Source organism: Humidisolicoccus flavus (assembly GCF_045689595.1).
Taxonomy (GTDB): domain Bacteria; phylum Actinomycetota; class Actinomycetes; order Actinomycetales; family Microbacteriaceae; genus Humidisolicoccus; species Humidisolicoccus flavus.
Map to the genome: position 1 here is coordinate 71,334 of NZ_CP142724.1, position 21,448 is coordinate 92,781.

General features: G+C 62.6%; 22 protein-coding genes. 13 read left to right on the plus strand and 9 right to left on the minus strand.

The features are described 5' to 3' along the window. Positions 1–60: 60 nt before the first annotated feature. The 6 genes from typA to U2H20_RS00370 all read left to right on the plus strand — a co-directional run bounded on the left by typA (position 61) and on the right by U2H20_RS00370 (position 7,534). Entirely contained in the window at positions 61–1,959 is a 1,899-nt protein-coding gene (gene typA / locus U2H20_RS00345) for a translational GTPase TypA (protein ID WP_430592548.1), read from the plus strand. A 177-nt stretch (positions 1,960–2,136) separates the two neighbouring features. After that, positions 2,137–3,252 carry a PIG-L family deacetylase gene (locus U2H20_RS00350; protein ID WP_430592549.1) on the plus strand — a complete coding sequence of 372 codons (1,116 nt, stop codon included), beginning with the start codon at positions 2,137–2,139 and terminating at the stop codon, positions 3,250–3,252. Further along, positions 3,249–3,575 (plus strand): ferredoxin, encoded by a 327-nt coding sequence (fdxA, locus tag U2H20_RS00355; protein ID WP_430592550.1) that lies wholly within the window; start codon positions 3,249–3,251, stop codon positions 3,573–3,575. Before U2H20_RS00350 ends, fdxA begins: the two co-directional genes overlap by 4 nt. Beyond that, complete coding sequence (gene dapC, locus U2H20_RS00360) at positions 3,572–4,675, plus strand: succinyldiaminopimelate transaminase (protein WP_430592551.1); 1,104 nt, start codon at positions 3,572–3,574, stop codon at positions 4,673–4,675. Before fdxA ends, dapC begins: the two co-directional genes overlap by 4 nt. 82 nt (positions 4,676–4,757) lie before the next feature. Continuing rightward, positions 4,758–6,065, plus strand: a complete 1,308-nt coding sequence (locus U2H20_RS00365; protein WP_430592552.1) for a citrate synthase — start codon at positions 4,758–4,760, stop codon at positions 6,063–6,065. Then, positions 6,062–7,534 (plus strand): NCS2 family permease, encoded by a 1,473-nt coding sequence (locus tag U2H20_RS00370; RefSeq protein WP_430592553.1) that lies wholly within the window; start codon positions 6,062–6,064, stop codon positions 7,532–7,534. The genes U2H20_RS00365 and U2H20_RS00370 overlap by 4 nt, the downstream gene beginning before the upstream one ends. Before the next feature lie 212 nt (positions 7,535–7,746). Here U2H20_RS00370 and dapD read toward each other — a convergent pair whose 3' ends face one another. Continuing rightward, a complete protein-coding gene (gene dapD, locus U2H20_RS00375; protein ID WP_430592554.1) occupies positions 7,747–8,682 on the minus strand; it encodes a 2,3,4,5-tetrahydropyridine-2,6-dicarboxylate N-succinyltransferase in 936 nt (311 codons plus the stop codon). Positions 8,683–8,736: 54 nt separating this feature from the next. On the opposite strand from dapD, the gene dapE reads away from it, so the two are divergent. The 3 genes from dapE (at position 8,737) to U2H20_RS00390 (ending at position 11,265) form a co-directional block, all read left to right on the plus strand. After that, entirely contained in the window at positions 8,737–9,819 is a 1,083-nt protein-coding gene (gene dapE / locus U2H20_RS00380) for a succinyl-diaminopimelate desuccinylase (protein ID WP_430592555.1), read from the plus strand. Further along, entirely contained in the window at positions 9,804–10,979 is a 1,176-nt protein-coding gene (locus U2H20_RS00385) for a hypothetical protein (protein ID WP_430592556.1), read from the plus strand. Before dapE ends, U2H20_RS00385 begins: the two co-directional genes overlap by 16 nt. 115 nt (positions 10,980–11,094) lie before the next feature. After that, entirely contained in the window at positions 11,095–11,265 is a 171-nt protein-coding gene (locus U2H20_RS00390; RefSeq protein WP_430592557.1) for a DUF3117 domain-containing protein, read from the plus strand. 108 nt (positions 11,266–11,373) lie between these two features. Here U2H20_RS00390 and U2H20_RS00395 read toward each other — a convergent pair whose 3' ends face one another. Continuing rightward, on the minus strand, positions 11,374–12,006 hold the full coding sequence (locus U2H20_RS00395; protein WP_430592558.1) for an O-methyltransferase: 633 nt from the start codon (positions 12,004–12,006) through the stop codon (positions 11,374–11,376). Positions 12,007–12,122: 116 nt separating this feature from the next. Here U2H20_RS00395 and U2H20_RS00400 point away from each other — a divergent pair, with 116 nt between their 5' ends. After that, on the plus strand, positions 12,123–12,584 hold the full coding sequence (locus U2H20_RS00400; RefSeq protein WP_430592559.1) for a Sec-independent protein translocase TatB: 462 nt from the start codon (positions 12,123–12,125) through the stop codon (positions 12,582–12,584). 34 nt (positions 12,585–12,618) lie between these two features. Here U2H20_RS00400 and U2H20_RS00405 read toward each other — a convergent pair whose 3' ends face one another. The 3 genes from U2H20_RS00405 to U2H20_RS00415 are packed head-to-tail and all read right to left on the minus strand — an operon-like array spanning position 12,619 to position 15,496. Next, complete coding sequence (locus tag U2H20_RS00405) at positions 12,619–13,710, minus strand: Mrp/NBP35 family ATP-binding protein (RefSeq protein ID WP_430592560.1); 1,092 nt, start codon at positions 13,708–13,710, stop codon at positions 12,619–12,621. Then, positions 13,707–14,243 (minus strand): DUF1003 domain-containing protein, encoded by a 537-nt coding sequence (locus U2H20_RS00410; protein ID WP_430592561.1) that lies wholly within the window; start codon positions 14,241–14,243, stop codon positions 13,707–13,709. The genes U2H20_RS00405 and U2H20_RS00410 overlap by 4 nt, the downstream gene beginning before the upstream one ends. Then, positions 14,240–15,496: a magnesium transporter MgtE N-terminal domain-containing protein gene (locus tag U2H20_RS00415; protein ID WP_430592562.1), complete on the minus strand. Its 1,257-nt coding sequence runs from the start codon at positions 15,494–15,496 to the stop codon at positions 14,240–14,242. The genes U2H20_RS00410 and U2H20_RS00415 overlap by 4 nt, the downstream gene beginning before the upstream one ends. 178 nt (positions 15,497–15,674) lie before the next feature. Between U2H20_RS00415 and U2H20_RS00420 the strand changes: the two genes are divergently transcribed. Continuing rightward, positions 15,675–16,274 carry a general stress protein gene (locus U2H20_RS00420; protein ID WP_430592563.1) on the plus strand — a complete coding sequence of 200 codons (600 nt, stop codon included), beginning with the start codon at positions 15,675–15,677 and terminating at the stop codon, positions 16,272–16,274. On the opposite strand, the gene U2H20_RS00425 is transcribed toward U2H20_RS00420, so the two are convergent. Together U2H20_RS00425 and U2H20_RS00430 are read right to left on the minus strand one after the other, a co-directional pair. Further along, positions 16,254–16,844, minus strand: coding sequence for an ArgP/LysG family DNA-binding transcriptional regulator (locus U2H20_RS00425; RefSeq protein WP_430592564.1), 591 nt, complete (start codon positions 16,842–16,844; stop codon positions 16,254–16,256). The genes U2H20_RS00420 and U2H20_RS00425 overlap by 21 nt on opposite strands. After that, complete coding sequence (locus U2H20_RS00430; protein ID WP_430592565.1) at positions 16,841–17,140, minus strand: LysR family transcriptional regulator; 300 nt, start codon at positions 17,138–17,140, stop codon at positions 16,841–16,843. The genes U2H20_RS00425 and U2H20_RS00430 overlap by 4 nt, the downstream gene beginning before the upstream one ends. Before the next feature lie 81 nt (positions 17,141–17,221). Between U2H20_RS00430 and U2H20_RS00435 the strand changes: the two genes are divergently transcribed. After that, complete coding sequence (locus tag U2H20_RS00435) at positions 17,222–17,905, plus strand: LysE/ArgO family amino acid transporter (RefSeq protein WP_430592566.1); 684 nt, start codon at positions 17,222–17,224, stop codon at positions 17,903–17,905. A gap of 12 nt (positions 17,906–17,917) precedes the next feature. Here U2H20_RS00435 and U2H20_RS00440 read toward each other — a convergent pair whose 3' ends face one another. Both U2H20_RS00440 and U2H20_RS00445 read right to left on the minus strand, forming a co-directional pair. Continuing rightward, positions 17,918–19,390: an aminopeptidase P family protein gene (locus tag U2H20_RS00440; protein ID WP_430592567.1), complete on the minus strand. Its 1,473-nt coding sequence runs from the start codon at positions 19,388–19,390 to the stop codon at positions 17,918–17,920. Positions 19,391–19,394: 4 nt separating this feature from the next. Beyond that, complete coding sequence (locus tag U2H20_RS00445) at positions 19,395–20,417, minus strand: endonuclease/exonuclease/phosphatase family protein (RefSeq protein ID WP_430592568.1); 1,023 nt, start codon at positions 20,415–20,417, stop codon at positions 19,395–19,397. 111 nt (positions 20,418–20,528) lie between these two features. Between U2H20_RS00445 and U2H20_RS00450 the strand changes: the two genes are divergently transcribed. After that, positions 20,529–21,410, plus strand: a complete 882-nt coding sequence (locus U2H20_RS00450) for a PHP domain-containing protein (protein WP_430592569.1) — start codon at positions 20,529–20,531, stop codon at positions 21,408–21,410. Positions 21,411–21,448 lie beyond the last annotated feature (38 nt).

Consider the following 21,448-nt stretch of genomic DNA (forward strand, 5'->3'; position numbering starts at 1 on the left):
AAGACGCGGCGCCGCATATTCTGCGGGTCGTTGTTGAGGTGCACAACCCCTGAGGAACTCATGGCCACCGCCACCCGCGCAAGCCTTCGGAACGTCGCCATTGTCGCGCACGTTGACCACGGAAAAACCACACTCGTTGATGCAATGCTTCGGCAGACGAACTCCTTCACAGCGCACCAGGATGTCAACGACCGAGTCATGGACTCGAACGATCTCGAACGCGAAAAGGGCATCACGATCCTCGCGAAGAACACCGCAGTCCGGTACGACGGTGCGCACACGGAAGAACCCGTCATCATCAACGTCATCGACACCCCGGGTCACGCTGACTTCGGTGGCGAGGTCGAGCGTGGGCTCTCGATGGTTGACGGCGTCGTCCTGCTCGTCGACGCGAGTGAAGGACCGCTTCCGCAAACCCGCTTCGTGCTCCGGAAGGCACTCGAGGCGAACCTGCCCGTCATCCTGCTCGTGAACAAGACCGACCGTCCCGATGCTCGCATCGACGAGGTCGTCTCCGAGAGCCAGGACCTCCTGCTCGGACTTGCAAGTGACCTCGCCGATGACGTCCCGGATCTCGACCTCGACGCAGTGCTCGACGTTCCTGTCGTGTACGCCTCCGGCAAGGCCGGTCGCGCCTCGACCGTCAAGCCCTCCAACGGTGAGCTTCCGGACTCGGAAAACCTCGAGCCGCTTTTCGAGGCGATCCTCAAGCACATTCCAGCCCCGACCTACGACGACACGCACCCTTTGCAGGCGCACGTCACCAACCTGGACGCTTCGCCGTTCCTCGGTCGTATCGCTCTGCTCCGCGTGTTCGCGGGCGAACTCACCAAGGGCCAGACCGTCGCTTGGGTTCGAAGCGACGGCACCATTCAGAACGTCCGTATCACCGAGCTCCTCGAGACGAAGGCGCTCGAGCGTGTTCCTGCAGAGAAGGCCGGCCCAGGAGACATCGTCGCCGTCGCCGGTATTCCTGAGATCACGATCGGTGACACGCTCGCCGACCCGGATGACGTTCGTCCATTGCCTCCGATCCACATCGACGACCCTGCGATCTCGATGACCATCGGAACCAACACCAGCCCGCTTGCCGGCAAGGTCAAGGGTCACAAGCTCACCGCTCGGATGGTCAAGGACCGTCTCGACCGCGAACTCGTCGGTAACGTCTCGCTGAAGGTGCTCGATGTCGGTCGCCCAGACGCCTGGGAAGTCCAGGGTCGTGGCGAACTCGCACTGGCGATCCTCGTCGAGCAGATGCGCCGTGAAGGCTACGAACTGACCGTGGGGAAGCCGCAGGTGGTGACCCGCGAGGTCGATGGGCACACGCACGAGCCATTCGAGCAGTTGACCATTGACGTACCAGAGGAATACCTCGGCGCAGTGACGCAGCTGCTCGCCTCGCGCAAGGGCCGCATGGAGGGCATGACGAACCACGGCACGGGCTGGGTTCGCATGGAATTCATCGTTCCGAGCCGTGGACTCATCGGTTTCCGCACCGAGTTCCTCACGATCACCCGCGGTACGGGTATCGCGAACACGATCTTCCACGGCTACGACCGTTGGACCGGACCGATCGTGACCCGAAACAACGGTTCGCTCATTTCCGACCGCGCTGGTGTCGCGACACCGTTCGCGCTCATCACGCTGCAGGACCGCGGTTCCTTCTTCATCCAGCCGACCGAAGAGGTCTACGAGGGCATGGTCATCGGTGAGAACTCGCGCGCTGACGACATGGATGTCAACATCACGAAGGAAAAGAAGCTCACGAACATTCGTAACTCCACTGGAGACGAACTCGAGCGTCTGACCCCGCCGAAGCAGCTGTCGCTTGAAGAGTCGCTCGAGTTCGCTCGTGACGACGAATGCGTCGAGGTGACTCCGACGGCGGTTCGTATTCGCAAGGTCGAACTGGACCAGTCGATGCGAGCACGCACGTACTCACGTCTCAAGCGTCAGTAACAACGGTCGCGAGCGGATTTCCGCTGCACTACGAACAGAACCCTCGGCCAGGCGCCGGGGGTTCTTTCGTTGGAGGGAGGACTCGTTCGGCGATTCCTCCAAGAGCTTTCGTTCCGGTCGGTGCAATTCCTCTGCGTGTGGTGTTTGTGCTGCGCCCGCTCGTGATGGAATAAGCAGATGCAAACCTTTGCCGAGCGAGTCGTGTTTGTGCACGCGCATCCCGACGACGAGACGCTCAGCACGGGCGGCGCAATCGCGACCGTCGTCAAAGAGGGCGGCACTGCCGTTGTCTTGACCTGCACCCCTGGCGATCGCGGCGAAGTGTTCCCCGACGTGCAGCGCCTCCTCGATGCCACCGGCATGAACATCGTCGATGCGAGGGGAGCGGAGCTCCGAACCGCCCTGCAGGCACTCGGTGCCGAAGGCCGGTGGCTTCCGCGTCCGGGCGGTGGCGCGTACGCGGACTCCGGGATGCAGTGGAACGAGCAAGGGCGGGCCATTCCTGCCGATCAGGTGTCGCCGAACGCGCTCACTGCGGCGCCTCTCGATGAAGTGGCAGCAGCGATCGTCGAACAGCTTCGGATGATCGGCGCAACCGCCGTCGTCACGTACGACCAGGACGGTGGCTATGGGCACCCAGATCACCGCCGCGTGCACGAAGCGACGCTCCTCGCGGCTGACGCGCTGGAGATCCCGGTCTTCCTCAACACGAGCGAGCCCTCAGATATTACGGTCGACCGCGCAGGAGTGGGCGCACAGGTCGGTGCCGCGCTCCAGGCCTATCGAAGCCAGTTTCGGATCCGCGGCGAATCGATCACGCACGTTGGTGGGCAGAACGAGCGGCTCCAGCAGTTCGAGCACTATCGTCGTCTGCACGTCGAAGCGCCACCCAACCGCCAGAGTCAGATCGTGTCCGCAGTGCTTGCCGGAATTCTCGGTCTCGTCATCGGCCTGGTCGGCACCATCAACCATCAGGGCCTCATGCCTTGGGGCCTGGTTCTTTCCCTCGTCGCGGCGGTCGGGCTCGTCATCGGAGCTCGGGCAGCGACCCAATCGAAGTGGATCGTCGCGGGCGCGGTCATCGGTTTGCTTGGAACGATCTCGTTTTTCCTGGTCGATCCAGTCAGCGGCCAGGGTTTCGGATCCCAGTTCGGCCTGATTCCGAACAACATCCCCGGTTGGCTCTGGGCGATCGTGCCGTTTGCCACCTCCCTCGTGGTCCTCGCGTGGCCAGGACGGAACCGCCGAAGCAATAGACTGAAGACAAAGCCGACGGAAGGAAAATCGCAGTGACGTACGTCATCGCTCTACCCTGTGTAGACCTGAAGGATCGCGCTTGCGTCGACGAGTGCCCGGTGGATTGCATCTACGAGGGTGACCGCATGCTGTACATCCACCCGGACGAATGCGTCGACTGCGGCGCATGCGAGCCGGTGTGCCCCGTTGAAGCGATCTTCTACGAAGATGACGTCCCAGAGGAATGGGCCGAGTATTACACCGCGAACGTCGACTTTTTCTCCGAGATCGGCTCTCCGGGCGGTGCCGCGAAGACCGGTGTGATCCACCACGATCACGACATCATCAAAAAGCTCCCGCCACAGGGCGAAGGCGAGTGAACGCTGTAGGGCAGGACAGGTTCAATTTTCCTGACTTCCCTTGGGACTCGCTCACCGCATTCAAGCAACGAGCGGCAGCGCACCCCGACGGTCTCATCGATCTGAGCGTCGGCTCGCCGGTCGACCCGACGCCAGGCATCATCCAAGACGCACTGCAGGCATCGAGCAACGCACCGTTCTACCCGACCTGCTGGGGCACGCCCGCGCTTCGCGACGCTATCGTGGCGTGGTTCGCTCGTCGACGTCGTGTTCCTGGACTTCAGCACGAGAACGTCATGCCGACCGTCGGTTCGAAAGAAACCGTTGCCGGGCTTCCGCTCTGGCTCGGACTCGCTCCCGGCGACACGGTCGTGTTCCCAGAGGCCGCCTATCCGACGTACGACATCGGGGCCAGGCTCGCAGGTGCGACGCCCCTCGCCGAGGACGACCCCGCGCTGTGGCCGGCATCGACTCGACTCGTCTGGGTGAATTCGCCATCCAATCCCTCCGGTCGCGTCAGCAGTGCGGAAGAACTCCGCGCCATTGTGCAGCGTGCTCGCGAACTCGGGGCGATTGTCGTCAGTGACGAGTGCTACGCGGAGCTTCCCTGGAACGGAGAGCACGTCTCCTCCTTGCTCGATCCGGAAATCAGCGGCGGCGACCTCAGCGATCTCCTCGTGGTCTACTCGCTGAGTAAGCAGTCGAACCTTGCTGGCTATCGCGCGGGAATCCTCGCGGGCGGAGAAGACCTCGTACAGGCTGTTCTGGCGATTCGGAAACACATTGGTCTGATGCCGCCGACCCCGGTGCAGCACGCGATGACGGTTGCGCTCGGTGACGATGCGCACGTTGCCGCGCAACGCGAGTTGTATCGAGCACGGCGGGCGACACTGCTGCCCGCGCTCGAAGACGCAGGGTTCTCAGTGGATCACTCGGAAGCCGGCCTGTACCTCTGGTCGCGGTCGGGTCGATCGACCGAGGAGACCTTGTCGTTCCTTGCCGACCTCGGCATCCTCGTCGCGCCCGGAACCTTCTACGGCGATGACGAACACGTGAGAATCGCGATCACTGCGAGCGACGAAGCCATCGCCAAGGCTGCGCAGCGGTTGCGCAACCGCTGAAATCACGCTCAGTCAAGAGCGAAATCACACGAGAATGGGCGCTCGTTTTCGTGCCTCGCCTCCAAACCCGTAGGCTATCTTCGTGACGACGAATCAGCACTCAGGCGCAGATGCCCCATCGGCAACACTCAGCGTAGACGGGAAAACAGCCCAGCTGCCAATCATCCCAGCAGTTGATGGCAAGGCGAGTCTCGACTTCTCTACCCTTACTAAGCAGACCGGCTACACCGGTCTCGACTACGGGTTTGTGAACACCGCGAGCACGAAAAGCGCAATCACGTACATTGATGGCGACGAGGGCATCCTCCGATATCGCGGGTATCCGATCGAAGAGCTCGCGCAGTCGAGCAGCTTCCTCGGCGTTGCCTACCTGCTCATTTACGGAGAGTTGCCGAGCGAGAGCGAGCTCGAAGCATTCGACACTCGTATTCGCCGTCACACGCTGCTGCACGAAGACCTGAGGCGTTTCTTCGATTCGCTCCCTCGTGACGCGCACCCGATGAGCGCCCTGTCGAGCGCTGTCAGTGCTCTGAGCACCTACTACGCGAAAGACCACGCGGTCAACGACCCTGAGCGCGTCGAGCTGCAGACCATTCGTCTGCTCGCAAAGCTTCCTGTCATTGCGGCATACGCGCACAAGAAGTCAATCGGTCAGGCGTTCCTGTACCCAGACAACTCCTTGTCGTTCGTCGAGAACTACCTCATGTTGAACTTCGGTCTCAAAGCCGAGCCGTACATTCAGAACCCAGTGCTCTCCAAAGCGCTCGAGCGCCTGCTCATTCTCCACGCCGACCACGAGCAGAACGCATCGACCTCGACGGTTCGTCTCGTCGGTTCAACGGAGGCGAACCTGTTCGCATCCGTTTCGGCTGGCATCCATGCGCTCTCCGGCCCACTGCACGGTGGCGCGAACGAAGCCGTGCTCCAGATGCTCCGCGACATCCGCGATTCGGGCGAGGGCGTGCAGAAGTTCGTCGACCGCGTCAAGCGCAAGGAGCAGGGCGTACGCCTCATGGGCTTCGGGCACCGTGTGTACAAGAACTACGACCCCCGTGCGAAGCTCGTGAAGCAGAGCGCTGACGAGGTTCTCGAGGCGCTTGGCGTCAAGGACCCGCTGCTCGACATCGCGAAAGAGCTCGAGCAGGTCGCGCTGAACGATCAGTACTTCATCGATCGCAAGCTGTACCCGAACGTCGACTTCTACACCGGCGTCATCTACAAGGCCATGGGCTTCCCCGAGCGGATGTTCACCGTGCTGTTCGCGATCGGTCGCCTGCCTGGCTGGATCGCGCACTGGCGTGAAATGATCAGCGACCCGCAGACCAAGATCGGTCGCCCGCAGCAGCTGTACATCGGGCCTGGCGAGCGCCACATCCCGAACGACCGTTGAGCGCGAAGAGCGCCAGGCGCGGGGGAGCAGTCTCCGGCGTTCTCGACCGCTACTTCGAGATCACGTCCCGAGGGTCGAGCATCTCCCAGGAAGTTCGAGGCGGAATCGTCTCGTTCTTCGCGATGGCGTACATCATCGTCCTGAACCCGCTGATCATCGGCGGGTTCTCGACTGAGCAGGCCGCGGTCGATGTCGAGGGCAACTGGCTGCCGAATGCGCAGGTCGCTGCGGTGACGGCGCTCGTCGGTGGTCTCATGACCATCATGATGGGCCTTGTTGCCAAGGTGCCGTTCGCGCTCGCTGCGGGCCTGGGAATCAACTCCTTCCTTGCGTTCTCGCTCGTCGGGCAGATCACATGGCCAGAAGCAATGGGCCTCGTCCTCATCAATGGCGTCTTGATCGTCATCTTCGGGCTCACTGGTCTTCGGCAGATGATCTTCAACGCGGTCCCGGCGCCCCTGAAGAGCGCGATTGCGGTCGGAATCGGTCTGTTCATTGCGTTCATCGGGTTTGTCGGTGGCGGTTTTGTGCGCTCGACCGGAGCGCAAAGTCCTCCTGTGCAGCTCGGCGATGGTGGATCGATCACGACGTTGCCGACGCTGACGTTCGTGCTCGGAATCATCATCATGGGCGTGCTGATGGCACGTCGGGTGAAGGGCGCGCTGCTCATCGGCATCGCCGTCACCACGATTATCGCGATCGTGATCGAGGCGGTCGCACACCTCGGACTGGCGATCGGCGACAACACGACGGGCTGGAGCCTCACCGAGCCAGTGCTTCCGGCAACGATCGTGTCCGTTCCGGACTTTTCGCTGATCGGCAACGTTTCGTTCGGTGCCTTCGAACGCATCGGCATTCTCGGCGCCACCATGTTCATCTTCACGCTGTTGTTCATGAACTTCTTCGATGCGATGGGTGCGATGACGGGCCTCGCACGGCAAGCAGGCATCGCAACGCCTGACGGCACCTTCCCTCGCCTCAAGCGTGCGCTTGTCGTCGAGGGCATCGGCGCCGTCGCGGGCGGTGGCGCGAGTGCATCGTCGAACACGGTCTTCATCGACTCTGCTGCCGGTATCGGCGAGGGCGCTCGAACAGGGCTCGCCTCGATCGTGACCGGGCTGCTGTTCCTCGTCGCGATGTTCTTCTCGCCGCTGACGCAGATCGTTCCTTTGGAAGTCGCCTCTGCCGCGCTCGTGGTCGTGGGTGCCCTCATGATCGCGCAGATCGCGGACATCGACTTCACCGACTTCCGAATTGCGCTTCCTGCGTTCTTGACGATTGTCGTCATGCCGTTCACGTACAACATCGCGAATGGAATCGGCGTCGGATTCATCAGCTGGGTGCTGGTCCACGCGGTGACCGGCCGGGTGAAATCGGTGTCGTGGCTGCTGTGGATCGTTGCGGCGCTCTTTGCGGTGTTCTTCGCGCGAGAACCACTCACCGAGCTGTTCGCGGCGATCAATACCTAGGTCGAGGATCAAAGACGCCTGGCCGGGCGTTGATCGGTAGCGGCGACCCAAAGCACTGGCAGCCCAGCAGTATTGGCAGCCCAGAAATATTGGCAACGCAGAGTACTGGCAAGGCAGAAATACAGGCAACGCAGAAGGGCGCCGCTCCACTGGAGCGGCGCCCTTCTGCGTTGTTGCCTCCGCTGCGCGGAGTGCTGCTCGCGAGCTGAGATCTAGTGCAGCAGTGAGTTCAAGGTGATCCCTGCGCCGGTTCGAGCAAGGACCTCCACCGCACCGGTCACGGAATTCCGGCGGAACAGCAGACCGTCCTGACCGGAGAGCTCTGATGCCTTCACCTGTGACCCGGCGTTCTCACCCTGCACAATAGTGACCTTTGTTCCTGAGGTGACGTACAAGCCGGCCTCGACGACACAGTCGTTCCCGAGGGAGATGCCGAGCCCCGCGTTCGCACCGAGGAGGACGCGTTGACCGAGCGAGATCTTGTGCGTGCCGCCGCCAGAGAGCGTGCCCATGATCGAGGCACCTCCGCCGATGTCACTGCCGTCGCCGACGACAACGCCCTGGGAGATCCGACCCTCGACCATCGAGGTGCCGAGCGTTCCCGCATTGAAGTTCACGAACCCCTCGTGCATGACGACGGTGCCGGGCGCGAGGTGTGCGCCGAGTCGGATGCGGGAGGCGTCGCCAATCCGGACGCCGGAGGGCACGACATAGTCGAGCATCCGCGGGAAGCGATCGATGAGTTGCACCTGAATTCCGGCACGCTGCAGCGTGAAGCGGTTGGCCGTTGCAAAGTCCGGGTGCACCGGACCTGCATTGGTCCATGCGACGATCGGCAAGAGCGCGAAAATGCCCTCGAGATTGATGGTGTTGGGCTGCACGAGACGGTGGCTCAACAGGTGGAGGCGGAGGTAAGCGTCCTCGGTCGACACAGGAGGTTCGGTGAGCGTCGACTCGACGAGCACCGCCTCAACGGTGACTCCACGTTCGGGAATCGCGCCGGTGTTCGCCTCGATTTCGGCCGGGAAGATCCAGGGGTCGACGTCCTCTGGGCGCTTCCCGAGACTCGGAGTCGGGAACCACGTGTCGAGAACGTTCGTGCCAGATTTTGTAGCGAGGCCAAAGGCCCAAGCATGCGAAAACGTCATGGACCAAGCGTATCTGCGAAGCGATCACCCGATCAGCGGTCTAGGCTGTTGGGCATGTCTGTCTTGCCTGCCTTGAACCTCGCTGAGTCGAGCCTTGAGATCACCCGTGCCCTCTGCGATGCAGAGTCGGTGAGCGGAAACGAACAACACCTCGCCGATGCCATCGAATCGAGCGTTCGAGCGCTTGCGCATCTGGAGACCACCCGCCATGGCAACACGATCGTCGCGAAGACGAATCTCGGTCGTGAACGTCGCGTCGTGATCGCAGGACACATCGACACGGTTCCGGTCAACAACAACCTCCCGACGAAGTTCGAGACCCGCGCAGACGGCGAGTACCTGACTGGTCGCGGCACGGTCGACATGAAGGCCGGTGTTGCCGTACAACTCAAGCTGGCTGCCGAGCTGCTCGCTCCGAACGTCGACGTCACCTGGATCTGGTACGACAACGAAGAGGTCGCGGAAGCGAAAAACGGTTTGCGACTGTTGGCCATCGACCACCCAGAGTTGATGGAGGGAGATTTCGCCATCCTCGGCGAACCCTCGAACGGACACATCGAGGGCGGTTGCAACGGAAACCTCCGCTTTGAAGTGAAGACCCGTGGCGTGCGCGCGCATTCCGCACGCTCCTGGGTCGGGCACAACGCGATTCACGATGCCGCGCAGGTGCTGCAGATCTTGCAGGACTACCGTGCGCGCGAGATCACGGTCGAAGGCCTCGCCTATCGCGAGGGCCTCAACGCGGTCGGTATCTCGGGGGGCATCGCGGGCAACGTGATCCCTGACGAGTGCCGGGTGCACGTCAACTACCGTTTTGCGCCGTCGCGAACGGTCGATGAGGCGATCGCTCATGTCACATCGCTGTTCGAAGGATTCGAAATCGAGGTGCTCGACAGTGCGCCTGGGGCGAGCCCAGGGCTCGATCACCCGCTCGCTCAGGAGTTCGTTGGCGCGGTCGGTCTCGAGCCTCGGCCGAAGTACGGGTGGACCGATGTCGCACGGTTCTGGAGCCTCGGGATTCCCGCGGTGAACTACGGTCCCGGAGACCCATTGCTCGCGCACGCTGACGACGAGCGAGTTTTGATCAGTCAGATTGATGACTGCGAGCGTGGCCTTCGCGCATGGTTAAGCGCTTAAGAGCGCTGCCGTGGTGGGGGCAAGTCCTCCTCGTCTTTCTTGCTTCGCGGATCGTGACGACCGCGGTCATGCTCGCCTTCGCGGCGAACCAGGCCGAAAATGCGTGGACCGAGGCGAAGCCTTCTCTGATCGAGTACTCGACGATGTGGGACGCCCACTGGTACTTCATCATTTCGCAGACCGGGTATCCGAGTGATCTACCGCTCGATGCCGACGGCCACGTCATGGAGAACGCCTGGGCGTTCATGCCCGTGTACCCGATGCTGTGCCGGGTGCTCATGGCAGTCACTGGGATGCCGTGGGAGATCGTTTCGGTCGGCGTTTCGGTGCTCTCAGCCGCGGGGTTCTCGCTGCTGCTCTATCGCCTGCTGAGTCGGGTCGTGGAGCGTGGAGCACTGTTCGGTGTCGCGCTCGTGCTCTTCTCGCCGCTGTCTCCGGTCTTCCAGGTCGGCTACGCGGAATCGCTGCATCTGCTGATGCTCACCGCTGCCCTCATTGCGTGGATCGACCGTGACTGGCGCATGGTGCTCGTGTTGATTCCGATCATGTCGCTGACTCGACCGAGTGGGCTCGCGTTCGCCTTCGCGCTGTTGCTCGCGATGCTGCTCGAATGGAAGCGCGCAGGGCGTTGGCCGTGGACACTCGGCGCGTTCGTACGCCGCGCCTCGCTCGTCGCCTGGGGAACATTCTGGGGTCTCGCCTGGTTGCTGATTTGCGCGCTCGTGACCGGCGATCTTTCCTCGTACACCGAGACCGAGCTCGTGTGGCGCGCCGATTACATCGGGAGGACAGAACTCATACCCTTCACACCCTGGATCGCCGGGTTCACCTGGTGGTTCGGGGGAGCCTGGGGGCCGGTGTATCTCTCTGCACTGATCGCCCTCGTTGTGATTTGGTTCGCCAAGAGCCGGGGGCCCGCCCGGATGGGCGAAGAGTTGACGCTCTGGGTCGTCGCGTACCTGCTCTATCTCCTCGCGGTCTTTTTTCCGCAGTCCTCGACGTTCAGGCTTCTGATGCCTGTGTTCCCGCTCGTTGCAGCGTTCACACTCGTACAGGGCAAGGCGGCGAAGACACTGATCTTCGCGGGGCTCATCCTCCTGCAAGGAGTCTGGATTGCTGAATGCTGGCACGTCGCCGATTACGACTGGACTCCGCCGTAACCCTTATTGCCGGGTGCGCCCATTCGCTCGCGTCTCTCCACAACGGTTGGATTACGCGATTGGGCGGGTTGGCGTGGATACGAGATAATAGGACCAAGCAGAGAAAGGGGCTCCAATGGCCGCCATGAAACCACGCACAGGCGATGGGCCACTCGAAGCAGTCAAAGAGGGGCGACTCATCGTCGTTCGTGTTCCACTCGAGGGCGGTGGCAGGCTCGTTGTGTCCGTCAATAACGACGAGGCAGCAGCACTGCACAAAGCTCTCGCAGAGGTCGTTGGGGCATAACCCAATAACAGAGAATTCAGTCTCGATTGCTGAATGACCAGCAAAGAATCGAGACAAAAGCGGGCGGGCAACCAATGGTTGCCCGCCCGCTTTCGTGTGTGAAGTAATTCAGCTCGGCAGTGTCGTAATTTGCAGCAAGCCAGCTCCGGCGGGGTTGATCGCCGCGAGCACCGTCGTCGCGTTTGCAAGCTCACGCAGGAGTGCGCGAACGTCGTTGACCGTATCGTCACGTTGCGCTGGGTCGGCAACGCGGCCGTCGAGCAGTGGTCGCGTCACGAGGACTGATCCGCCTTCGCGCACGAGACTCAAGCCATGCTCGACGTACTCGAGAATCGCCGACTCTTCTGCATCGATGAAGACGATGTCGTAGCTCGCGGGGTTCATTCGTGGCAGGACGTCGCCGGCGCGACCGGTGATGAGTCGAGTTTTCGTTCCCGCGATTCCTGCTTTATGGAACGCAGCTTTTGCATGCTGCTGGGAGTCGAATTCGACATCGATCGAGGTGAGCTGTGCAAGCGGAGCACCCTTCAGGAGCCACAAGCCGCTGACACCCGTTCCCGTGCCAACCTCGAGAATTGTCTTCGCCTTCGAGGAGGCTGCGACCGATGCCAAATGAGCACCGATTGCCGGGGTGACGGGGGTGATGCCGAATTCCGCCGCTGCGTCTCTCGCTTCGATCATCGCGGGTGATTCGGTCGCGAGTTCGTTGAGATATTTCGCGGTGAGTTCAAGTCGTGTCACAGCTGTCTCCTTTTCCATGTGAAGCGTATCCGGGAGCTCGGGCACGCCTGCCTGGGCGCGCGGAAGGTTTCCCGGATTTGAGCCACGGTATTCGCCGCTGGTTTAGGCTGGGACTCGTGTCGTTCTTCTCTCTCACCCTCGACAAGCTCGTTGTCATTGGGGTGCTCGCAGCCTTGTTGCTCGGGCCGGAGCGGCTTCCTGCGTACGCGCAAAAACTCGCGGAAATCGTGAAGGGCCTTCGTGAGCTCGCAAACGGCGCCAAGAGTCGCATGCGCGATGAGATGGGTCCCGAGTTCGACGAGGTCGATTGGAAGAAGCTCGACCCGCGGCAATACGATCCTCGGCGAATCGTTCGAGACGCCCTGGTTGACTCGCCCGCAGGCGATGGCACAGCGGCTGCATCGAGCACGTCGAGCGTTCCGCAGAGCACGAATCTCGCCGGCGTGAGCCAATCACTCGCATCGAGCGGAGCGGCCACAGCTGCGGCAGCCGGAGCCGGACTTTCTGGCGCTCAGCGTTCGCGCCCTGCAACGGTGCTGCCCGAGGGGCCGGCACCCTTCGATTCAGAGGCGACCTAACGCCTCTCACCTCGATGGGGGAGGTGCGCGTGCCTTAGTTCGAAGAGCGCATCGGCAGTGAACGCCCAGCAAGACCCTGCGAGCGCCGAGCGACCTTCTTGGCGAGATCTTGGAACACCGCACTCGCGGAACTCTGCGCCTGCGAAGCGATCGGTGTGCCACGGTCGCCACTTTCACGAAGCGCGATGTCGAGCGGAATCTGTGCGAGCACGGTCGTGCCGAGACGCGAGGCAGTGGATTCGCCGCCGCCTGATCCGAACAGGTCGAGGAGCGTGCCATCCGGCATCCGCATCGCGGTCATGTTCTCGACCACGCCGAGCACGGACTGTCCGGTCTGCAGCGCCACACCCGCACTGCGCTCAGCAACGCCCGCGGCTGCAGCCTGCGGGGTCGTGACAACGAGAACCTCTGAATCCGGCAGGAGCTGGCCGAGCGAGATCGCGACGTCGCCCGTTCCAGGTGGCATATCGATCAACAGGATGTCCAGATCGCCCCAATAGACGTCAGTCAAGAACTGCTTGAGCGTTCTGTGCAGCATCGGGCCCCGCCACGAGATCGCTTGCGAGTCCGTCACGAACATGCCGATCGAGATGACCCGAACACCGAAGGCCTGGGGCGGCATCATCACTTCGCCGACGCGAGTGGGCTGCTGCCCTTCGATCCCGAGGATCGCGGGAATCGAATACCCATGCACATCAGCGTCGAGCAGGCCGACGGAGAGCCCCGCGTTTGCAATTGCGACCGCGAGATTCGCGGTGACCGTCGACTTGCCGACGCCACCCTTGCCGCTGGCTACGGCGATAACGCGTGTGAGCGAGCCGGGGCCGAACGGCATCTCGCGGGTCCCACGAATGCGTTCGATCATCGCGGTCCGGGTGGCGGGGCTCATGACGCCGAGAATGATCTCGGCGGAGGTGATCCCTGCAACACTGAGCGCGGCCGCCCGGACATCGGCCTCGATGCGATCGGAAGCGGGACAGCCGACAACGGTCAGCGCGATGTTGATGCGGGCGTGATCGCCGACGACATCGATCGATTCGACCATATCGAGTTCGGTGATGGGCTTTCGAATCTCCGGGTCGAGCACTCCGGTGAGTGCTGCCCGAACTGCATCAGGCGTGGTCAATGTTGCGACCGCTTCGTCGCGGAGTCCCCGCTTGCTTCGGTGTCGGCACGTTCGTCGATCTCTTCAAGGAGCGAGCGGAGTTCGGCTCGCATGAACTCGCGGGTCGCGACATCTTTCATGGCCATACGAAGTGCAACAACTTCGCGTGCGAGATATTCGGTGTCGTTCAGGTTTCGCTCCGCACGAAGGCGGTCTTGCTCCATTGCGACGCGGTCGCGGTCATCCTGGCGGTTCTGCGCCAGCAGGATCAACGGTGCTGCGTACGAGGCTTGCAGCGAAAGGATCAGCGTGAGGGCAGTGAAGCCGATTGCTGCGGAGTCGAAGCGCCACCAGCCGTTTTCCTCGGCGACGGAGTTGTAGATCATCCAGGCCGCGCAAAAGAGCGTCAGGCCGAGGAGAAAGCCCGGTGTGCCCATCCCGCGCGCGATGGATTCAGTGAAACGTCCGAATCGGTCGCGCGATTGACGTGGACGCAATGTCCCGCGGCGCTTCGGCGTCTCAAATTCGTTGCGAGTCTTGGGAGCTGGAGTCATTGTCCGACCTCCTGCTGAAGTCCTTCATCGAGGTCTTCGTCGTTATTTCGCCAGTCATCAGGCAAGATGTGGTCGAGAACGTCATCAATCGTCACCACCCCAACGAGGCGATGTGCGTCATCGATGACCGCGAGTTGCACGAGGTCATAGGTCGCGAGAATGCGGGTGACCTTTGCAGCGGAATCGCGCGCGTTCACCGGCTCGATCGCGGGGTCGAGCAGCGTCCCGAGTCGCTCGTTCGGTGGGTATCGAAGGAGGCGCTGGAAGTGCACCAGCCCCAGGAACCGACCGGTCGGAGACTCGTAGGGCGGCAGCGTGACGCAAACGGCTGCTGCGAGCGCTGGAGCGACCTCGTGCTTGCGAACCATAGCGAGTGCCTCAGCCACGGTTGACTCAGGGGAGAGCACGATCGGCTCGGTCGTCATGAGGCCACCAGCGGTGTCGGGTGCATAGGCGAGCAGCATCCTGACGTCCTGGGCTTCTTCGGGCTCCATGAGCCCGAGGAGGGTTTCTCCGCGCGCAATCGGCAGCTGCGCGATGAGGTCGGCGGCGTCGTCGGGCTGCATTTGATCGAGCACGTCGGCCGCGCGGTCATCGCCGAGTCGGTTCAGGATCGACACCTGGTCGGATTCGCTCATTTCCTCGAGCACGTCTGCGAGACGGTCGTCGCTGAGCTCGTTGGCGACGTCGATACGGCGTTCGCTCGGAAGATCGAGCAGCGCATTGGCGACATCGGCCGCGGGGAGCTCGCTGTAGCTTGCGAGCAGGTGCTCGGCGGAGTGATCGCCGGCGGTATCGTGCGTGACTTCACTCCACTTGGCGAAGGTTGTCGCGCCCTTGCCGAACGGACCGGTCTTCGGCTTCCTGAGGAACAGTTCGTCGATCGCCCAGTGACCCGGTTGCGATTCGATCATGGAGAGGTCTTCGATCGTCGCGTTGGAACCGTCGCGAAGCTTCACTTTTCGGCCGATGACCTCAGCGAGCAGGAGCTGTTCTCCGCCCCGCTGCTCGAAGCGGCGAAGATTGATGAGCCCGGTGGTGATGATCTGATGCCCACCGATTGAAACCACGCGACCGATCGAAAGGAACACGCGGCGTTTGCCCGTGACTTCGACGACCATGCCGACGGTTCGGGGATGTTCGTTCGCACGAGGGACGACGACGACGTCGCGGACTTTGCCAACCTTGTCGCCAGCAGGGTCAAAGACCGCGCAGCCTGCCAGCCTGGCGACGAAAACCTTTGCAGAACTCACTTGTTTAACTTAGCGCGCTCCTCGTGGCCGGAGATCATGCGCGCCAGCGCGCGACCCGATTTCTTCTGGGCGAATCTCGTGGACAACCAAGGCCGGAGGAGCCCTGCTCGCAATCCGTTCGCCGTCAGAGATGCCCCGGTGCTCTGGTGCGATCGCGTGCGAGAATACAGAGGTGAGCATGTTCAACCCAATGTCAGGACGAAGCGCAGGAGCGCTCCCGCGCGGAACCGTCGTGGGCACTTACGAGACCTACGAGGGTGCGCAGCGTGCGATGGCTCGACTCGCGAAAGCCGAGCTCGACCTGCCGGCTCTCACGATCGTCGGGAGTGACCTGAGGATCGTCGAGCAGATCACGGGCAAGCTCTCGTGGGGTCGGGTTGCGTTGAATGGCGCCTTCCGAGGTGTGATGTTCGGAATCCTGTTCACGCTGATCTCCCTGCTGCTGTTCCCGGACGCACTCACGCAGGGCGTGCTGCTCTATCCGCTCGTTGGCGTGGCGGTCGGCATGTTGCTCTCGATCACGCTGCACTCGCTGTCGAAGCGTCGTCGCACCTACGCGAGCGTGCAGCAGGTCGTTGCGGCGAAGTACGAGATCATTGCGGCGGGTGCGGTCGCGTTCAAGGCGAGCACGATCCTGGGATCCACACTGAATGCGCAGTCGGTTCCCGCCTCGGTGCCGCAGGAGCACGCACCGCAGGCGCACGACGATGCCGCTCCGGGGCATGAGCAGCCTCACGGTGACACCAGGGCATCGGACTCAGACCACATCAATCGCTGAATGCGCGGCGGCGAACACTGATTCGCGCACGGCATCGAGCAGCGTCGAACTGAGGTTCCACTGCTGCCAGTAGAGCGGTGTCGTAATCGGTGCTCCCGGGAGCTGAACCAGCGCATCGTCCAGCGTCAGTAACTGGCTCGGCAGGAGCATTCCCCACCCGAGACCGAGCGAGATCGCTCGGCAAAATTCCCCCGACGCCGAAATGATGTGGTGGGGAGCCGTGCGTTCGACTCCTTGCTGCGCCAGGAAGCGAGTCTGCAGCACATCGTGCGCATCGAAATCGACAATCGGAGCGCGCTGGAATTCATCAGCTGTGGCACCGTCCGGAAACCAGCGCCGAACAAACGATCGCGAAGCGTGCGCGGTGTACTGCATTGTGCCGATGTACTCGACGCTGCACCCTGAGACTGCGCTCGGATCCGCCGTGACCGCCGCCATCACCGTGCCCGCTTCAAGAAGGAGCGCTGTGCGCTCCTGATCGTCTCGGTGCAGCCGAAACTGCACCCGGAATCGTTCGTTCACTGTCGCGAGCGCGGGAAGAAACCAGGTAGAGAGCGAGTCGGCGTTCACCCCGAGTGCGACAACGGGTGGGAGCGACTCGGGGAGTCCTCTTCGCCGAGCGCGAGGCGTGTCTCGTATTCGAGCGCTTCGATCTGCCGAGACAAGCGCACGAGGTGCTCTCCATCGGGTGTCGCGCTCACGGGCCGCGTTCGTGAGAGTACGACCCTCCCAATGGTCGACTCGAGGGCTTTGATTCGTTGACTCACTGCGGAGGGAGTGATGTGCAGCGAGCGGGCCGCGGCATCGAGTGAGCCGAGATCGATGATCGCCTGCAGAGTTCGGAGCTGGTCGCGAGCGAGATCCATGATGACCCTTCTGAAGTTCTGCTACAGAAACGCAAGAATGATTCACTGTACTTCACCTGGTGTGGACCGTAACTTCAGAACGTGAGCCCTCAACTTCTTGCAGCCGTCAGCGGGCTCGGACTCGGATTCGGCCTGATCGTCGCGATCGGCGCGCAGAATCTCCTCGTTCTCAGGCACGGAATTCGACGCGAACACGTGCTCACCGTCGTGCTCGTTTGTTGCTTGAGCGACGCGATCCTCATGAGCGCCGGTGCCGCCGGGCTCGGGGCACTGGTCGCAGACATGCCGGCGCTTGCCAGTGCTGCGCGCTGGCTCGGAGCCGCATTCCTTGTCGTGTACGGCTCGCTCGCGATCCGCCGCGCGCTTCGAGGAGGGGAGAGCCTGCAGACTCCGGGCGCGGCGAACGCAGTCGAGGCCGATCGCCTCGGCGGCGGGGGCACGAAGACGTTGCGGAGGTCACCTACCGCTCGGGGGAGTCGTCGAGCAGCGCTCCTCAGCGTCCTCGCGATCACGTGGCTGAATCCTCACGTGTATCTCGACACGATCGTCCTGCTCGGCAGTATTGCCGCATCGCACGGAGACCACCGATGGTGGTTCATCGCGGGATCGATTGCCGCGAGCTTCGTTTGGTTTTTCGGTCTCGGCTACGGGGCTCGGTGGCTCGGAAGGTTCTTGGCCACTGAGACCGCCTGGCGTGTGCTCGACACGATCATCGGAATCGTGATGTTCGGCATCGCTCTCAGCTTGCTGGTGCCGGCGCAGTAGCGCCCGCGAGGGTCACCCCTGGCGGTGCTGCGCGATCCAGGCCTCCACGTCGGCCACCGTGCGAGGGATTCCGCGTGAGAGATTCACTGCGCCTTCCGCCGTGACCACGATGTCGTCCTCGATGCGCACGCCGATGCCACGGTACTCGACGGGCACCGTCAAATCGTCGGGCTGGAAATACAGGCCGGGTTCGATCGTGAAGACCATGCCCTCTTCGACGACGCCGTCCATGTACATCTCTCGTCGTGCCGCGGCACAATCGTGGACGTCGAGACCGAGGTGGTGGCTCGTGCCGTGCACCATCCAGCGGCGGTGGAACTGGTTCTCGGGCTTGAGGCTCTCTTCAGCGCTGACGGGCAAGATGCCCCATTCGGCGGTCTTCGCTGCAATTACTTCCATCGCCTTCGCGTGCACGTCACGGAAGACGATGCCCGGGCGGACAATGGAGAACGCGGCGTCGGCTGCTTCGAGCACTGCTTCGTACACCCGGCGCTGGATCTCGGTGAACGTTCCAGAGACCGGTAGCGTTCGCGTGATGTCGGCAGTGTAGAGGCTGTCGACCTCGATTCCCGCGTCGAGCAGGATCAGGTCACCGTCGAGCACCGGGCCATCGTTCTGAGTCCAGTGCAGAATGCACGCGTGTGGACCGCTCGCGGCGATCGTGTCGTATCCGACCGTGTTGCCGTCGATGCGGGCGCGACGGTGGAACGTTCCTTCGACGATCCGCTCTCCCCGGGTGTGCCCGGCAGCGTTGTCGAGGTCACGGAGCACGTCGACGAATCCCGCAGCCGTCGCATCAACGGCGAGTTGCATCTGCTCGAGTTCGTAGTCGTCCTTGACGAGTCGCAGCTCACCGATTGCCCGCATCAATTGCACGGAGGCGTCGCTGACGGTGCCCGGATCGGCTTCGATCAGCGAAGTGACGGCAGGGTCGGCTTCTGCGATGACCGCGCGAGTCGTCGAGGAATGCAGCGCCGATTCGAGCGCTGCGAGGTCAAAGGTCTCGACACCGAGATCCGCCGCGACATGCGCGAGTGAGGGGCGCGGGCCGATCCAGAACTCTCCGATGTCGGAGTTCGCGTAGAACTCGCTCGAATCGCGACCGGCAGCCGCGCGGAAGTACAACTCCGCGCGGTGACCGCTCTCGGTCGCCTGCAGCACAAGCACCGCGTCGGGCTCGGCATCGCTGCCCCAGCCGGTGAGATACGAGAATGCGGAGTGAGCACGAAATGGGTAGTCGGTGTCGTTGGCGCGCTGTTTCCGTGGACCAGCCGGAATCACGAGTGTCGTTCCCGCAAACTGGACACTGAGGCGATCGCGACGCGTCGCAGCTGCTTGCGCACCTGCTCGGGGAGCAGCGGGGATCGTTTCGACCCGCTCGGCCCAACCACTCGAAATGTGTTCTGAGAACGCATTCGAGGCTGGGGTCGTCGAACGGTTCTCCGTCGCTCGGGGGGCTGCTTCTTTGGTGCCTTCAGTGCTCATGGCTCTATTCTCCCACGGGTGTCACCGCGCGCAATTGGACGAGGAGCGGGCGGTGGTCGCTTCCGACATCGTCATGATCGGTCACGAGATAGGAATCGATGGGTTCCCAGTTCTGGCTTGCCAGGACATGGTCGATCGGGGTGCCGAGCCAGGAGGGGACTTCGGTTGTCCACGTGCCGAGGCCACCGGTCCCTGTCTTTGAACCAGCATCGACGCACTTCCCGAGGTCACCGCCATCGCTCGCAAACGAGCTCCAGTGGTCGAGCGTGGAGTTGAAATCGCCGCCGATGATGATGTTCGGCTCTTCGCACAGCCCCGCAACGAACTCGAGATCGGCACGCCAGTTGCGCATTTGCGTCGGGACGGGGGCTACGGGGTGGGTCGCGACGATGACCGGTCCCTCTCCGCTGGAGGGCCTCGCCACGATCGTCGGGAGTGTTCGTGTCTGTCCGACCTCGAGGTCGGTCGTGTATTCGCCAAGCGACGCCGAGATGAGGAGGGTCGTATTGAGTGCACCGTACCCTGGCTCGAACACCGTGGAGTGCACCCAGAAGGGGTTTCCGTGCTCATCCCGGAGCTTGTTCGCGATTGCGATGCCGGTCTCGCGAGTCGTCTCGGGGAGCGTGACGATGTCTGCACCCGACTCCTGTACGACATTCGCAATGGTGTCGATTCCGGGCGCATCGCCAAGCGTGTTCCAGGTCAGCACGAGAACGTCGCCGTCACGGACATCGGTGATCGGCTCTGAATCGACGCCGCGCGAAATCAAGACGCCTCCGCTCGCGAGACAGAACACGGTCAGCATCGCAACGATCGTGAGCCCGAAGGCGCGGAGCTTTTTGTTGATCGAGATGAGGATGAAAATCACCATGAGCGTGAGTGCGATCATGATCACGCCAGCACGGAGCGAGACGACCTGCGCGATGACGGGCGCGAGTTCGAGTCCGAAGAGTCCGGGCCAGCCCGAGATGAGGAGCGCCGCGGCGACAGCGAGGCAAAAGAGCACCGCGAGGATTCGAAGGAACATCGACGCAATCCTAACCGCGAGATCTATGCGCGCTGTGTGAAGCGCTGTGGAGGTTGGAGCGGCGAAGTCCCGCCTCGCAGCGCACGGGATGCGTCCATCTACGATGGGGAGATGCACTCGATTGATTGGATGTCGCTCCCAGGACCGATCGATTTGCACGCGCATTCGAGAGAGTCGGACGGCACCGAAAGCCCTCGCGGTCTTGTCACGCACGCAATCGAGGCCGGCCTTGGCGCCGTCGCCATCACCGACCATGACACCTTGAGCGGCTGGGCTGAAGCGAGCGACGCAGCGCGGGAACTCGGCATCGTGCTCATTCCCGGCATCGAGTTCTCGGCGCAAATTCATTACGCGAGTGTCCACGTCCTCGGGTATCTGCCAGACCCGGAAGCGCCATCCCTGCTCCAGGAGCGGATTCGCATTCGTGCGGATCGTGTGCAGCGTGCCGAATCGATGGTGCAGCGCATCTCCGCGGACTATCCACTGACCTGGGAACACGTGCTCGAGAGCGCTGCGGACGGAGCAACGATCGGGCGACCGCATATCGCCGACGCCTTGGTCACACTCGGTGTCGTCGCGAACCGTTCTGCAGCCTTCGAAACGATCTTGCATTGGCAGGGCGGATATTACGTACCGCATGTGGCCCCCTCGCCGACGTCCGCGATCAGGATCATTCGCGAGGCAGGTGGTGTTCCGGTCATCGCTCATCCTGGCGCGCGCGGGGCTCAGACGATGCGACGCTCCGTGTTGAAGGAGCTCGTCGACGCGGGACTTTCTGGGCTCGAGATCGAGCATCGCGATAATCCGCCCGAGGCTCGAGAATGGCTCCGTCGGCGGGCCGACGAGTTCGGGCTGTTCGTCACCGGATCGAGCGACTGGCACGGAGCCGGTAAGCCAAACCAGATGGGCGAGCACAGTACTGCTCCCGAAGTGCTCGCGCAGATCGTCGAGCAAGCATCGGGAAGCGAGCCCGTCATACCCGCACCGCGCTAAGGCCGCACCGCGCTAACCTCGCACCGCGCAAAACCCTC